The sequence below is a fragment of the Variovorax guangxiensis genome, assembly GCF_003952165.1.
GTDB classification, from domain to species: Bacteria; Pseudomonadota; Gammaproteobacteria; order Burkholderiales; family Burkholderiaceae_C; genus Variovorax; species Variovorax guangxiensis.
This window is the reverse complement of record NZ_RXFT01000013.1, coordinates 99,842-115,633: the sequence shown is the minus strand read 5'-3', so window position 1 is coordinate 115,633 and position 15,792 is coordinate 99,842. Positions and strand designations below refer to the sequence as shown.

The following is a 15,792-nucleotide window of genomic DNA, read 5'->3' as shown; positions in this document are numbered from 1 at the left end:
TGGCTGTCGCCCGGAACCCCGCAGGGGCCGACGAGTGGCTGGTGGTGTTTTTTGCGCAGTATGCGCCCCGCCTACGGAAGCGCAAGCTTGGTGGAATCCCGCACCGGGGCCGCTGGCGCTGCGGCCAAAGCATCTGCGCCGGGAGGGCGATTCCCCCATTGCGGTCTTCATGCGCTCACAATGTCCGCCGGTTACTCCACGGGACGACACCATGAGCGTTTTGCACATGTTTCTACCGGTATGCGAGCCGGCGCGCAGCGAGGCGCTGGCTCAGTTGCGGAAGACGCACCACCTGCCCCGCCACCTCGTCAAGGGCATCGCGATAAGGCACCACGCCGGGAGCGAACAGGCCGGCGCGCCCGACGCGCAGCAGGCCCAGCTGCAGGCACAGACACCGCCGCAGGAAGCACAGGCACAGGCCTCGCCGCAATAGCTCCGGCCTCAGCCGGGCCGAAGATCACTGGCTGGCGTTCGGCGTCGCACGCGCCAGCAGCCGGATGTGCTCGAAATCGAGCAGGTCCAGTGCGTGCCGCACGGCCTCGACCAGCGCCGAGTGGCGCGCGTCGGCCGCGAGGCGGTCGGCCCATTCGTGAAGGTCGCTCCAGCGGCCGTCGCGCGCGAGCGTTTCCAGTTCGTCGCGCACCGCCGCGGGCAACGGCTCGATGGCGGGCACCGGCATGCGCCTGGGCTTGTGGACCAGCGCCGGGTTCGGCAGCGGCCTTGCGACCACGGGCACCAGTTCCTTCGGCGCCTCCTTCACGATCACCGAGAAGCGCACGCGCGTGCCCAGGTTGCGGCGGCTCTCCAGCTGCAGCCGCCCGCCCATGTGCTGCACGATGCGCCGGGCGATGGCCAGCCCGAGCCCATGGCCGTTGGAACTGGGCGCACCCTGCTCGAAGGCGCGCATGATGCGCGCCTGCTCTTCCTTCTCGATGCCCACGCCGCTGTCCCACACGTCGAACTCGAGCCGCCATGAATCCTCGCGCGGCCGGGCCTGCACGCGCAGGCCCATCTTGCCGTCGCGCGTGAACTTCGCGGAGTTCGACAGGAGGTTCAGCAGCAGCTGCTGGAAGCGCTTGCTGTCCAGGTACACGGCGGTCGGCAGCGCGCCGAGCACGTCGAGCTCGAAGCGGTTGTGCTGGCGCTGCGCGAGCGTGTCGGCGTACTGCGCGATGTCGTCGATCAGCGCACGCAGGTGCACCGGCTTCGCTTCGAAGGAAAAGGGCAGCAGCTCGCTCCTGGCGTAGTCGAGCAGGTCGTCCACGAGCGCGAGCTGGTAGGCCGCGCTGCGCTCGATGGCCTGCAGCCTCTCGGGCGGCACAGCGTCGTCTTCGTTGAGCCGGCGCACGTTGCCGATGATGGTCGACAGCGGCGCGCGCAGGTCGTGGCTGATGTAGGCCAGCAGCTGCGTCTGCTCGCGCGCCTGCTGGTCGGCCTGCTCCAGCGCCGCGTTCAGCGCGTGCGTCTTGCGCTCCACTTCCTCGCGCAGCCGCTGCTGCTCCTCCGCCTGCCAGTGCGCCAGCGTGCGCTGCGCCGAATGCCGCTGCCGCGACAGGTGCTGCGCCCACGCCGCCAGCGCCACCAGACCGACCAGCATGCCCGGGAAGCCCAGCGCATAGGCGTCGAAGCCGCGGATCATGTGCGCCGGCATCGCCAGCTCGACCAGCCGCAGGCACACGCCGACGGCGACGATGCTCATCACCGGAAACGCCAGCCTCCCGCCCGGCCCCGCGCGGCGCATGTAGATGAAGGTGCTGACGGTCAGCGAAACCACCACCAGCGGCGCGCTCAGCGTGCCCGCCATCGCGAAGGGCGCATAGGGGCCGACGAGCGTGCCCAGCACCACCACGCACTGCGCGAGCGCGAGCACGAAAAGCCATCGCAGCCCGGGTACGCGCACCGGCCCGCGCCGCGACACGGTGTACAGGTACCACATCAGCGAGAGCACGCAGCAGCCCGCGGTGACGCCGGCCGCGCGGTAGCTCCACTCGATGCTGTCGGGCCACAGCGCGAGCCGCGCGTGGCCGCGGTAGGTGCTCTCGTAGAGCGCCACCAGCGCGAAGCCCATGCTCTGCAGCGCCATCGCGAGGTTGCGCGAGATGACCCAAAGCGACAGCGAATACACCGACAGCACCAGCAGCCCGCCGATGAGCAGGCCGTCGATCAGCGCGTGGCTGCTTTCCGACATGCGCCAAGCCTCCGCCGAATACAGCTTCGGCACGAGCTTGACGCTGCTGTCGGTGCGCACGCGCACCAGCACGCGCGCCTGCTCGCCGGGGCGCAGGTCGAGGTCCAGCGTGGGCACGCGGTCACGGTCGCGGCCCGCGCTGGAGCGCGCCGACACGCCCGCCTGCTCGTGCGTCCAGCTGGCCCAGCCGGCGAGTTCGCGGCGGGCGTGGAAGTCGACGAACTGCAGCCAGGTGGCATCGAGCACCAGCCGCAGCGGCTGGATGGTGGCGCTGCCGTTCACCACGGTCAGGCGCAGCCAGAAGGCGGATCTGGAGAAGCCCGGACGCATGCGCGCGGAGTTACCGGGCTGGAAGCCGTCGGGCGAGTCGTCCTGCAGCGCATCGACCTCGTCGAGCGTGAGCTGCGCGCCGGTGTCCTCGAACATTTCGACGCGCGTGTCGAGCAGCACCGGCCAGCGGGTCTCGTCGTCGATGCGCAGCACGTCCGCCCGGGCAGCGGGAAGCGCCATCAGCCAGAGGACGGCGCACAGCAGGAGCGCGCGAGCGCAGTGAATGCCGCGAATGCCGCAAGGGCCCGGGGTGGTCACCGCCTTTGCGCTGCCGCGTCAGGCCGAAGGCACCGACGGCGGCGCGGCTGGCGCGGCGCGCGCCTGGCGGAATGCGGTGGGCGTGCGGCCGAAGCGTTCGCGGAATGCGGTCGAGAAATTGGCGGCACCCGAAAAACCCACTGCCAGAGCCACTTCTTCCACGCTGAGCGCCGAGCCCGCGAGCAGCCGCTGCGCCTCGGCAAGCCGGGCCTCGCGCGCGAACTCGAACACCGTGCGGCCGGTCTGCTCCCTGAACACGCGCGACAGGCGCTTCTCGTGCGTGCCCACGCTGGCCGCCAGCGCGGGCAGCGCCGGCACGTTCGCGAGGTCGGCGCGCACCAGCCGCTCGACCGCCTGCGCGAGCACGCGGTCGGCATGGTCCGCAGCGGGCTCGCCACGGGCGTGCTCCAGCGCGCTCTCGGCCTCTTCGATGCAGGCCTGCGCCTGCTCGCGGCAGCTCGCGAGCGCGAGGTGTACGGCCACGCGCGCCAGCACTTCCGCCGGCTCGAAGGGCTTGAGGATGTAGTCGACGGCGCCTTCGCGCAGGCCGGTGAGGCGCTCTTCCACCGAGCTCGACGAGGTCACGAAGATCACCGGGATGCGCGCCGTCGCGCGATCTGCCTTCAGCAGCCGGCAGGTGGCGTAGCCGTCGGTGGCGCCCATGCGCACGTCCAGCAGCACCAGGTCGGGCTGCAGCGCGGTCGCACGGCGGTAGCCCTCGAGCGCATCGAATGCGAGGCTGATGCGGTGCCCCGCCTCTCGCAGCGTTGCCAGCAACAGCTGCAGCTCTTCGATGTTGTCGTCGATGACGAGGATGTGCGCGCGCCGGGGCGGCGTGGTCGACCAGTAGGACATGGGCGTCGAGCGTAGGAGTGCGTCGCCTAAACGCAGCGTGAATTAGTTCACATTCAGTTCACATTATGTTGCATTAGTAAACAAATGTCATCATTGGCAAAGCTTTTGTCCTGAATCGCAAAAGTGGCCCCTGGGGGGCCGCCGAAGAATCCCGCCCTTTCCGGAGCACCCCGCCGCCTTCGCGGCGCCAGAACGAAAGGTGCCCGGCCACCAGAGCCATCACGAGGGACGGGATGTTCAGGACCCCATCGAATCTGTCGCACGCGCAGGCGCGCCGCGACTTGTCTTCCAACGCCGCGCGACTGCGGCACTGCCTGAGGCGCATCGCCGCGCCTCTCGCGGGGCTGCTCTTCGCCACGGCCGCGCACGCGGTGCCGCAGGTGTCGAGCCTGGTGCATTCGCCGGACATCCTTCCCGCCGGCGGCACGGTGACGAGCACCGTCACCATCGCCGAGACCGACAGCCTGCCGATCGGCGCACCGGGTGCGTCGTTCACGTACACGATTCCCGGCAATTCGATCTACATGGGCACCGGCCCGGTCCCCGTGGGCAGCTGCTCGGCGACCATTTCCGTGGGCACTGCCGGCCCCGGCACGCTGACCTGCTCGGGCATCACGCTCGCGGCGAACCAGCTTCGCGACTTCCAGGTGCTGCTGCGCACGGTCTCGCAGGGCACGCTGACCGTGACCGCCACACCCAGCGGCGGCGGCTCCAGCGAGACGAAGATCATCACCGTGAACCAGGGCGCCGACGTGGCGGTGGCCATCAGCGCGCCGGCCACCGCGCCGAGCGGCTCGACGGTGCCGATCGTCTTCACGCTCACCAACAACGGCCCCGACACCAGCACCGGCTCGACGCTGACCTACCCGATTCCCACGGGCCTGTCGGTGTCGGGCAGCGGCCTGCCTTCGGGCTGTTCGATCACGGGCAGCGAACTGCGCTGCAACGTGCCGGCCACGCCGGCCACCGCCGGCAGCAACAGCCGCACCTACAGCATCAACGCCGTGGTCACCGCGGGCGCGGGCTCCACCATCACGCACCAGCCGGCCGTGGCGGCCGCGGGTTCGGTGGAGGACGGCGTTTCCACCAACAACGGCGCCACCGCCAACACCACCGTGACGGCGGGCTACGTGCTCGCGCTCGCGAAGAGCCACGACGGCGGCCAACTGCTGGTGGGCCAGCGCTTCAACTTCAGGCTGAGCCCGAGCTTCAGCGGCACCTCGCCCACGGGCGTGACGCTGACCGACACCATTCCCGCCAACTTCGCGATCCAGACGCTGCCCAGCCAGCCGGCCGGCTGGAGCTGCTCCGCCAGCGGCCAGACGGTGAGCTGCACGCGCAGCAACATCGGCGGCAGCGGCGGCGCGAACGTGGCGCTCGGCGACATCGTGGTGCCGGTCATCGCGATGACCGCCGGCACCGGCATCGTCAACGAAGCCACCGTGAGCGCGACCGGCCCCATCGCCAACTCGGCCACCGGCAGCGTGCCGGCCGACGTGGCGGTCTCGGCCACCGACTTCCGCGCCGACAAGCGCCGCGGCTGGCCGCAGAACAACGTGCCGCTAGGCCAGGCCTTCGACTACCAGGTCGGCAGCACCAACCTCGGCGGCACCCGCCTGCTCGCGGGCAGCACCATCCAGCTGGTGGACGACCTGCCCGCCGGCGTGCAGATCAACAGCGTCACCCAGCGCGACGGCTACACCTGCACGGTGACCAAGGGCGGCGCCACCGTCGTGCCGACGCCCGCGACCCCGGTGCCCGGCCCCGCCACCGTGACCTGCACGCGCACGCTCGCGGCCGACATCGGCGTGGACACCTCCAACGGCAGCAGCGCGCGCAACGGCGGCTACATCATCGTGAACGCCACCATCCCGTCGCTGCCGGCGGGCGGCCAGATCGTCAACAGCATGTGCGTGAACGTGGCGCTGCCCGCGGCAGCGCCCACGCTCGGCGCCGACCCCGACGCCAACACCGGCAACGACTGCGTGAGCCTGGGCACCGGCGCGAACGACGGCGCCACCGCGGCCGACGTGAAGGTGCTCAAGCGCGTGGTGGGCATCGGCGACAGCGCGGGCAACCGGCAGGTCGCGGGCCAGGACGTCACCTGGCAGATCGAGGTGGTCAACGCCGGCCCCTCCGAGGCGCAGAACGTGGTCGTCACCGACGCCTTCGCCCAGGTGATCGGCGCGGGCGCCGTCACCCAGACGCCCAACGGCGGCACCTTCGCGGGCACCTGCGCGCTGCCGGCCAACGGCAGCGGCTTCGGGCAGGCGTCGCTGTCGAACTGCACGCTGTCGACCCTGCCGGTCTGCCGCGCGAGCACCGACCCCGCCAGCGCCCTGCCGCTGTGCCCCGTCATCCAGGTGGTCGCGAAGCACTACGGCGACGGCGCATCGGCAACCGATCACGGCTTCCAGATCAACAACACCGCCAACGCGCTGGCAACCACGCCGGCCGATCCGAACCTGGCCAACAACGACGGCAGCGCCACCGCCTACCTGCTGGCGCGCGCCGATGTCACGGTCACCAAGTCGGCAAGCCCCGCCACGGTGCCGGTCGGCCAGCTGCTCACCTACACGCTCACGGCACGCAACCAGAGCCTCGCGCAGGGCAACATGAGCCGCGCCTACGACGTGCACGTGGTCGACACGCTGCCGGCCAACCTGATGTTCATCTCGGCCACAGCCTCGGGCGGCGGCAGCTGCAGCACGCAGCCGAACACCACCCAGCCCACGGGCACCGGCACCACCAACAACCAGCTCGAGTGCGCGTGGACCTCGCTCGACCGCAACGTGCAGCAGACCGTCACCGTGCGCGTGCGGCCGCTGTACGTGCTCAACGGCTCCACGGTGACCAACAGCGTGCACGTCTCCACGGCCACGCCGGAGATCAGCACCACCAACAACGACGCCACCGTGCCGGCCACCATCGGTGCGCCGGTGTACGACCTGGTCGTCACCAAGCGCGACGACGTCGACCCGGTGAACGTGGGCGACGACGTGGGCTACACCATCACGGTGTCGAACAACAGCGCCTCGACGGCGGAAGACGTGCGCATGGTCGACACGCTGCCGCTGCCAGGGCCGAGCGGCGAGGCGCCGCCCACGCTGGTGTCGGTGACCGCGCCGGGCGGCACCACCTTCGCGCTGGCCAACGGCGCCGCGATCGGCTCGGCCGGCGGGCAGATTGTCTTCACCATCCCGACGCTGGGCGGCAAGCAAGGTTCGTCAGGGGCGACCGGAGAGCCCGACACGCTGCAGTTCCGCGTGGTGCTGCGCGGCGTTTCGCGCGGCACCTTCCAGAACAACGCCAGGGTCGACTTCTTCGAAGCCGCGCGCAACGCCTTCGACACCGTGCAGGGCAACAACGCGGTGGCCGAGAACACCACCTTCCGCTTCAAGGCCGACGTGCAGGTGGTCTCCAAGGCCGCCGTCGTGGCCGGCACCAACACGCCGCTGGGCACCGTCTCCTCGGCGGTGCCCTTCGACTGGATCGTGCAGCTGCGCAACAACGGCCCCGACAGCGCCGAGACCACCGCCTTCACCGACAACCTGCCCGCACCGCTGGTGCTGGCCGGCACGCCGGTGTTCACCGTGACCGGGGGCAGCTTCACGCCCGCCGCGCCCACCTGCACAGGCATGGCCGGCAACAGCGCCGTGAGCTGCGCCATCGCTTCGATGCCGGCCAACGGCACGGCCACCGTGCGCATTCCGGTGCGCTTCAGCGGCGCGGCGCCGGCCAACGGCACCGTGCTCACCAACCGCGCCCACATCGTCACCACCGGTTCGGGCGACACCAACGGCGGCACCGATCCGGACGGCGGCAACAACTTCAACGACGGCTCCGTGACCGTGCAGAACAGCGCGCTCTCGGGCCGCGTGTATGAAGACCTGAACGGCAACGGCCTGATCGACGGCGGCGAGCCCGCCATCGCCGGCGTGACCATCCGCCTGACCGGCACCGACAGCTCGGGCAATGCGGTCTCGATGACCACCACCACCGACGCGGGCGGCAACTGGGCCTTCACCGTGCCCGCAGGCACCTACAGCGTGACGGAGGACCAGCCCGCCGCATACCTGCCCGGCATCACGCGTGCCGGCACCGTCAGCGGTGCGGGCAGCACGCCCGGCACCGTGCCGCCGGGCACCGGCAACGGCCCGAACGGCTCCAACGCCAACCGCATCGACAACATCGTGCTCGGCACGGGCGGCACCTCCAGCGCCAACAACTTCGGCGAAGTACGTTCTTCCAGCCTGGCCGGCCGCGTCTACCAGGACGCCGACTACAGCGGAGCCTCCAGCGCGGGCGACCCCGGCATCGCCGGCGTGGCCGTCACGCTCACCGGCACCGACATGTTCGGCAACCCGGTATCGCTGACCACCACCACGGCGGCCAGTACCGGCAACTACGCCTTCAACAACCTCACGCCCGGCACCTACGTGCTGACCGAGACGCAGCCCGCGGGCTTCGCCGACGGCAGCGACACGGCCGGCAGCGCCGGCGGCACCGCGGGCAACGACGTGGTGAACGCCATCGCACTGGCTTCCAACGTGAACGGCACCGGCTACAACTTCGGCGAGCTGCTCACCCGCATCACCACGCGCGTGTTCGTCGACGGCAACAACGACGGCGTGCCGCAGGCCGGCGACACCGGCATCCCGAACGTCGAACTGCGCCTGACGGGCACGGACGCCGCGGGCAACCCGGTGAACCTCCTCGCGGTGGCCACCGGCACGCCGGGCGGCTACGAGTTCCGCAACGTGCCTCCCTCGGGCGCGGGCGGCTACACCATCACCGAGACGCAGCCGGCCAACTACGCGCCCGGCAAGGCCAACAACAACGGCCAGCCCGGGGCGCCACAGGGCGGCGGCAACGTCATCGGCGGCGTGACCGTCCCGGGCACCAACGTGCCGCTGACGCAGGGCGAATACTGGTTCGGCGAACTGCTGCCCGGCGGCATCTCCGGCCGCGTCTACTACGACCGCGACGGCAACGGCGCGCAAGGCGCGCCGGCCACCGAGCCGGGCCTGGCGGGCGTGACCATCACGCTCACCGGCACCGACGTCAACGGCCAGGCGGTGTCGCGCACAACCACCACCGACGCCAGCGGCGACTACAGCTTCCCGAACCTCGCACCGGGCAGCTACGCCGTGACCGAGGCGCGCCCCGCGGGCTACCTGCCCGGCATCACGCGCGCCGGCAACGTCAGCGGCGCGGGCAGCACGCCCGGCTCGGTGCCCACCAGCGGCAGCGGCGTGAGCAACGGCCCCAACGGCTCGACCGCGAACGTCATCCAGAACATCGTGCTGGGCGCGGCGGGCGCGGGCTCCACCGGCAACAACTTCTCGGCCGTGAAGCCGGCCAGCCTCTCGGGCTACGTGTACGCCGACGTGGCCCCCTCCAACGGCACCCGCGACACCGGCGAGCCCGGCATCGCCGGCACCACCATCCGCGTGACCGGCACCGACTTCCAGGGCAACCCGGTCGACCGCACGGTGCAGACCGCGGCCGACGGCCACTACCTGGTGGACGCGCTCACGCCCGGCACCTACCAGATCGACGAGACCCAACCCGCCGGCGTGGCCGACGGCCCCGAGTCGCTGGGCACCGTGGGCGGCGCTCCGCGCGGCACCGCCAACCCCGGCGGCACCAACGACCGCTTCGGCGGCCTGGCGCTGGTGTCGGAAGACGCGGGCATCGACTACAACTTCGGCGAACGCGGCGGCCAGATCGCGGGCTGGGTGTACGTCGACACCAACAACGACGGCGTGCGGCAGCCCACCGAGGCCGGCATCCCGGGCGTGACGCTCACGCTCACCGGCCGCTCGGCCAGCGGGCTCGCGGTGAATGCCACGGTGGTCACCGACGCCAGCGGCCGCTACGTCTTCACCGGCCTGCTGCCGGCCGACGCGGCGGGCTACACCATCCGCGAGACGCAGCCCGTGACCTACGCCGACGGCCTGGACGCCGTGGGCACCGTCGAGGGTGCGGCCACCGGCACGCTGGGCAACGACGTCATCGGCGCCATCGCCTACCGCGGCGGCAACGGCGACAACTACAACTTCGGCGAACGCGGCGCATCGCTGGCGGGCACCGTCTACAACGACGCCAACCGCAACGGCAAGCGCGAGCCGCAGGACCTGCCGATCGCGGGCGTGACCCTCGCGCTCACCGGCACCGACGCGGCCGGCCAGCCGGTGACGCGCACCGCCGTCACCGACGCCAACGGCCGCTACGAGCTGCCCGGCCTGCCCCTTCCGGGCAGCGGCGGCTACACCGTCACCGAGACGCAGCCGAGCGGCTACGACGAAGGCATCGCCATCCCCGGCACGCTGGGCGGCACCGCGCAGGGCACGAACCAGATCCGCGTGAACTTCACCGGCCTGGAAGCCAACGGTACCGGCTACGACTTCACCGAGCACAGCAACCAGCCCGCGTCGCTCACCGGCACCGTGTGGTTCGACCTGAACCACAACCGCACCCGCGAATCGGGCGAGGGCCAGGGCGAAGGCTGGACGGTCGAGCTGATGCGCTGCGCCGACGGCGGCAACGCCTGCGCGGAGAACGCGGCCACCGTGCTCTACACCGTGACCACCGGCGCCGACGGCAGCTACCGCTTCGGCGACCTCGTGCCCGGCGAATACCGCGTGCGCTTCCGCTCGCCCGACGGCCGCGTCGTGGGCGGCGTGTGGCCGACCGATGCCGCGCAGAACGGCGCCAACGGCCCCTACCCGACGCCTGCCGCGAGCGACCCGCGCTTCAGCATCAAGGTGCGCGTGAGCGCGGGCGCCAACATCCAGAAGCAGGACCTGCCCTACGACCCGGGCGGTGTGGTGTATGACAGCGTGAGCGGCACGCCCGTGCCCGGCGCGCTGGTGAAGCTGGTCGGCCCGGCGGGCTTCGACCCCTCGCAGCACCTGCTCGACGGACGCGACAGCTACACCACCGGCACCAGCGGCTACTACGACTTCTTCGTGCTGCCGGGCGCGCCGGCCGGCGAGTACCGCCTCGTCATCACGCCGCCGGGGGCCTACCTGCCCTCCTCGATGTACCCGCCCGCGGCCGGCGCGCTGGGCACGCAGTCGTGCGCCGCGCCCGCCAACGGCCCGGCACCCGCACAGACCAAGCCCTGCGTGGTGAGCCCCGGCGCGGCACTGGTGCCGGGCGCGGGCTACTACATGCTGTTCAACATGCCGGGCGGCGGCGGCCAGCACGTGGTGGCCAACAACATCCCGCTCGATCCGTCGGACGCCACGCTCATCGAGCTGCGCAAGACCACCTCGAAGCTCACCGTGAAGAAGGGCGAGCTGCTGCCCTACCGCATCACGGCGCGCAACACGCGCGGCACCACGGTGCCGGGCGTGGCCGTGGTCGACACGCTGCCGCCGGGCTTCCGGTACATCCAGGGCTCGCTCAGCGTGCGCACGCTGCCCGGCGGCGTGGCGCTGCCGGTGGTGCCGCAGGTCAGCGGCCGCCAGGTGATCGTGCCCGGCCAGAACTTCGCGCCCAACGAGACCAAGGAATACCTGATGGTCGCGGGCGTCGGCGTGGGCGTGGGCGAAGGCGAGTTCGTCAACCAGGTCGTCGCCACGCAGGGCGTGGGGGGCAGGACGCTGTCGAACCTGGCCACCGCCAGCGTGCGCGTGGTGCCCGACGCCCTCTTCGACTGCACCGACGTGATCGGCAAGGTCTACGACGACAGGAACGCCAACGGCTACCAGGACGACGGCGAACCGGGCCTGGCCAACGTGCGCATCGCCACCGTCAACGGCGTGCTGGCCACCACCGACGCCGAGGGCCGCTACCACATCGCCTGCGCGGCCATTCCGAAGGAAGGCACCGGCAGCAACCTGGTGCTCAAGCTCGACGAGCGCACCCTGCCCTCGGGCTATCGCACCACCAGCGAGAACCCGGCGGCCGAGCGCGCCACGCGCGGCAAGGTGCTGAAGATCAACTTCGGCGCCACCGTGCACCGCGTGGTGCGCCTCGCGCTGCAGGGCGCGGCCTTCGACGACGGGGCCGCCACGCTGCGCGCCGCCTTCGCGGGCGAACTCGACCGCACGGTCGCCGTGCTGGCCGAGAAGACGTCGATGCTGCGGCTGGCCTACAAGGCCGCGCCTGGCGAGCCCGCCTCGCTGGGCCGCGACCGCACCGACGCGGTGAAGGCCGCTGTGCTCTCGCGCTGGAAGCAGCTCGGCGAGCAGCGCGCCTCGCGCAACGAGCCGCCGCTCTTCAACCTGGACGTCGAGATCGAGCTGGTGCCTGCCGCCGCCTCTTCCGAGGAGGCCAAGCCATGACGCGAGGAAAAGACACCGCCGCCATGACCCGACAACAGACACCGAACCCGATCGAGCGAGCCGACATGAGAAGAAAGAAGAAGGCGCTTCCGAAGCGCATGGCCCTTGCGAGCGCCGTGGCCACCGCCTGCCTCGGCATGGGACTGGCCGCCGCGCAGGAGACCGCGGTGCGCGGCCGCATGCTCGACCACGCCGCGGCCGACCCGCGCGCGGTGGAGATCGACGGCGCACGCCGCCTGCCGCGCAGCAGCGAACGCGAGCTGCCCGCCACCGCGCCGGCGGTCGCCGCGCCCGCCGGCCCCAGCGTGTGCCGCACCCTCACCGCCTTCGGCACCGACGACGCGCCGCTGCGCCTGAGCGTGGACGGCCAGCTGCTGTCGCCCGACGGCAAGCAGCCCGCGGCCGACGGCGCCACCAGCGCCGACCGCCAGCGCTGCGTGGACGTTCAGCTCGAGCGCAACCAGCTGCGCCTGCAGTACGACAACCTTTCGCAGCCGCGCCGCCTGAGCGCCAGCGCCTGGCCCACCACCGTGGTGGCGGGTGACACGGTGCGCTTCGCGGGCTACAGCAACTACCTGCTCTTCACCTCGAAGGCCGAACTGCGCGTGTACACCGCCAACGAGGCGATGCAGCGCCGCCAGGTCACCACCGTGCCGCTGGACGCCGGCCTGCGCGGCGAGTGGCAGGTGCCCGAGGGCCTGCTCGACCGCCTGCCCGAAAGCGCGAGCGGCAAGCTCTACTACCGCGTGCGGGTCTACGACCGCCAGGGCCGCTTCGACGAGACCGACGACCTCTCGCTCACGCTCGTGAAGCGCCACAAGCCCGAGACCGGCATGCCGCCCGACCCGGCACGCGAGCTGCTGCGCGGCTATGGCCAGAACAACATCGCCATCGCCAACATTCCGCTGAGCGCGGGCACCGTCACCGCCAGCGGCGCGGCCATCCGCCCCGGCGAGAGCGTGCGCGCGCTGGGCTTCGCGGTGCCGGTGGACGAGAGCGGGCGCTTCGTGTTCCAGCAGCTGGTGCCGCGCCGCATGCAGACCGGCGAGATCGCCGTCACCGACGTGCAGGGCGCCACGCGCGTCTACCGCCGCGACTTCGACCTGCCCACCAGCGACTGGTTCTTCGTGGGCCAGGCCGACCTCACCGTGGGCAGCAACAGCGTGAGCGGCCCGGCCGCGATCATGACCAACGACAAGAACCGCTACGGCGGCGGCGGCTGGAGCGAAGGCCGCATCGCCGGCTACGCCAAGGGCCAGCTCAACGACCGCTGGACCCTCACGGCCAGCGTCGACACCGAAGAGCGTCCGCTGAAGGAGCTGTTCCGCAACCTCGACCGCAAGGACCCGACCTCCCTCTTCCGCCGCTTCGACCCCGAGGATTCCTGGAGCACCTTCGGCGACGACTCCACCACCGTAGAGGACGCGCCCACCCAGGGCCGCTTCTACCTGCGCGTGGACGACGGCCGCTCGCAGGCGATGTGGGGCAACTTCAAGCTCAACTTCGGCGACACCGAGCTCACCCGCGTGAGCCGCGGCCTCTACGGCTTCCACGGCCGCTACCTCGGCGAGGAGTCGACCTCCTTCGGCGAGGCGCGCCTGAAGGTCGACGCCTATGCGGCCGAGCCCGGCACGCTGGCCGCGCGCGAGGAGTTCCGCGGCACCGGCGGCTCGCTCTATTACCTGCGCAACCAGGACATCACGCGCGGCGCCGAGCGCGTGACGCTGGAGATCCGCGACCGCGACTCCGGCCTGGTGCTCAAGCGCACGCAGCTCGTGCCCACCACCGACTACGAGATCGACTACCTGCAGGGCCGCGTGCTGCTGTCCGCGCCGCTGCCCAGCCTGTCGGACGACGGCTCGCTGGTGCGCGCCGGCGGCTTCACCGGCATGCCGACCTACCTGGTGGTGGACTACGAATACACGCCGCTGGCCACATCGCTCGACACGCTGGCCGTGGGCGGCCGCGTCTCGTGGTGGGCCAACGACAACATCGGCGTGGGTGTCACCGCCTCGCGGCAGGACCAGATCGGCGGCGACCAGCGCCTGGCCGGCGTCGACCTCACCGTCCGCAAGACCGAAAACACCTACCTCAAGGGCGAGTTCGCGCGCAGCCGGGGCCCGGGCACCAGCCAGCTCGACTCGACGGACGGCGGCTTCAGCTTCACAGGCCGCAACGGTTCCCTGACCAACGGATTGGGCAACGGCCCCACCGGCAGCGCCAGCGCATGGCGCCTCGAAGGCCAGGCAGACCTCGGCGACTTCGACATCCGCGGCGGCGGCCGCGTGAGCGCCTACGCGCAGTCGCGCGGCGCCGGCTTCTCGGCGCCGGGACAGTACGCGAGCAACGCCACGCGGCAGGTCGGCGTACAGGCCAGCGTGCCCTTCGGCGAGAAAGCGGAGAACGGCGAGCTGCGCCTGAAGGCCGACCGCCGCGACGAACAGAACGGCTACAACAGCAGCGTGCTCGACGCGCAGTACTCGCTCGCCCTGTCGCCCGAGTGGAAGCTGGGCCTGGGCCTGCGCTACGACGACAAGACCGGCGACGCGCTCATCACCAGCCCTTCCTTGCCGACCACGCAGGCTGTGTCTGGCGAGCGCGCCGACGCGGCCGTGCAGCTCGAATACACCGGCGCCGACCACTGGAGCGCCTACGGCTTCGCGCAGAAGACGCTGCGGCGCACCGGCACGCGGCTGGAGAACGACCGCATCGGCCTGGGCGGGCGCTACCGCGTCAACGACAAGCTCGCGCTGCGCGGCGAGCTCTCCACCGGCGACGGCGGCTTCGCGGGCAAGGCCGGCGTCGACTACCAGTACGACGACCGCTCCAGCGTCTACATGACCTACGTGTCGGACACCGGCCGCACCGACGAGAACCTCATCGGCCGCGGCGGCAGCCTGGTGACCGGCGTGCGCTCGCGCGTGGGCGACGGCCTCACGCTCTTCACCGAGCACCGCCAGGCCACCGGCGCGCAGCCGGGCCTCACGCATGCCTACGGCGTGCAGTACGCACCCGACACGCACTGGACCTTCGGCGTCAACTTCGAGAACGGCTGGATCGGTGCCGAGACGCTAGGCGCCACGCGCCGCCAGGCCGTGGCCTTCACCAGCGGCTATTCGAGCGAGCGCCTGAAGTACAGCGGCGGCCTCGAATACCGCAAGGACCGCACCACCGCCGAGACGCGCACCAGCTGGCTGGTGAAGAACTCCTTCAGCTGGAAGGTGGACGACGACTCGCGCTGGATCGGCAAGTTCAACTGGGCCGACAGCGACAGCACCACCGGCACGCTGGCCGCCGCCAAGTACACCGAAGCCATGCTCGGCTACGCGCTGCGCCCGGCGCTGAACGACCGGCTGAACCTGCTGTTCAAGTACACCTACCTGTACGACCTCTCCTCGCCGGGCCAGGTGGTATCGGGCGGTGTCGATTCCACGCTGGGCACCGTCTCGACCACCGGCATCGACTACCAGCAGCGAAGCCACGTCTTCGCCATCGACGCCACCTGGGACCTCAACGAGCGCTGGACGCTGGGCGGCAAGTACGCCTGGCGCCGCGGCGAGCTGCGCGCGAGCCGCGACAGCTCCGCGCCGTGGTTCAAGAGCTCGGCCGAGCTCGCGGTGCTTCGCGTCGACTGGAAGCTGGTGCGCAACTGGGACTGGATGCTCGAATGGCGCACCCTGCGCGCGAAGGAACTCAAGGACCGCAAGAGCGGCTGGGTCACGGCGGCGTACTACCACGTCAACGAGAACCTGAAGGTCGGCGTCGGCTACAACTTCACCGACTACTCCGACAACCTCACGGACATGAGCTACCGCAGCAAGGGCTGGTTCCTGAACGTGCTGGGCAAGTTCTGAAGAGGCCGGC

Annotated in this window: 5 protein-coding genes; 3 read left to right on the top strand and 2 right to left on the bottom strand. The window is 71.2% G+C overall.

Annotated elements, in window-relative coordinates; genetic code table 11:
* Positions 1-211 precede the first annotated feature (211 nt).
* Positions 212-433, top strand: a complete 222-nt coding sequence (locus EJP67_RS25770; protein WP_240650786.1) for a hypothetical protein — start codon at positions 212-214, stop codon at positions 431-433.
* A gap of 24 nt (positions 434-457) precedes the next feature.
* Here EJP67_RS25770 and EJP67_RS25765 read toward each other — a convergent pair whose 3' ends face one another.
* A complete protein-coding gene (locus tag EJP67_RS25765; protein WP_126024590.1) occupies positions 458-2,698 on the bottom strand; it encodes a sensor histidine kinase in 2,241 nt (746 codons plus the stop codon).
* Between the two features lie 96 nt (positions 2,699-2,794).
* The gene (locus EJP67_RS25760; RefSeq protein WP_126024589.1) at positions 2,795-3,631 is read right to left on the bottom strand and encodes a response regulator transcription factor; all 837 of its coding nucleotides are present in this window, start codon (positions 3,629-3,631) and stop codon (positions 2,795-2,797) included.
* Between the two features lie 233 nt (positions 3,632-3,864).
* Here EJP67_RS25760 and EJP67_RS25755 point away from each other — a divergent pair, with 233 nt between their 5' ends.
* Both EJP67_RS25755 and EJP67_RS25750 read left to right on the top strand, forming a co-directional pair.
* Positions 3,865-11,928, top strand: a complete 8,064-nt coding sequence (locus EJP67_RS25755) for an SdrD B-like domain-containing protein (RefSeq protein ID WP_126024588.1) — start codon at positions 3,865-3,867, stop codon at positions 11,926-11,928.
* Positions 11,925-15,782 carry a TonB-dependent receptor gene (locus EJP67_RS25750; protein WP_126024587.1) on the top strand — a complete coding sequence of 1,286 codons (3,858 nt, stop codon included), beginning with the start codon at positions 11,925-11,927 and terminating at the stop codon, positions 15,780-15,782. Before EJP67_RS25755 ends, EJP67_RS25750 begins: the two co-directional genes overlap by 4 nt.
* Positions 15,783-15,792 lie beyond the last annotated feature (10 nt).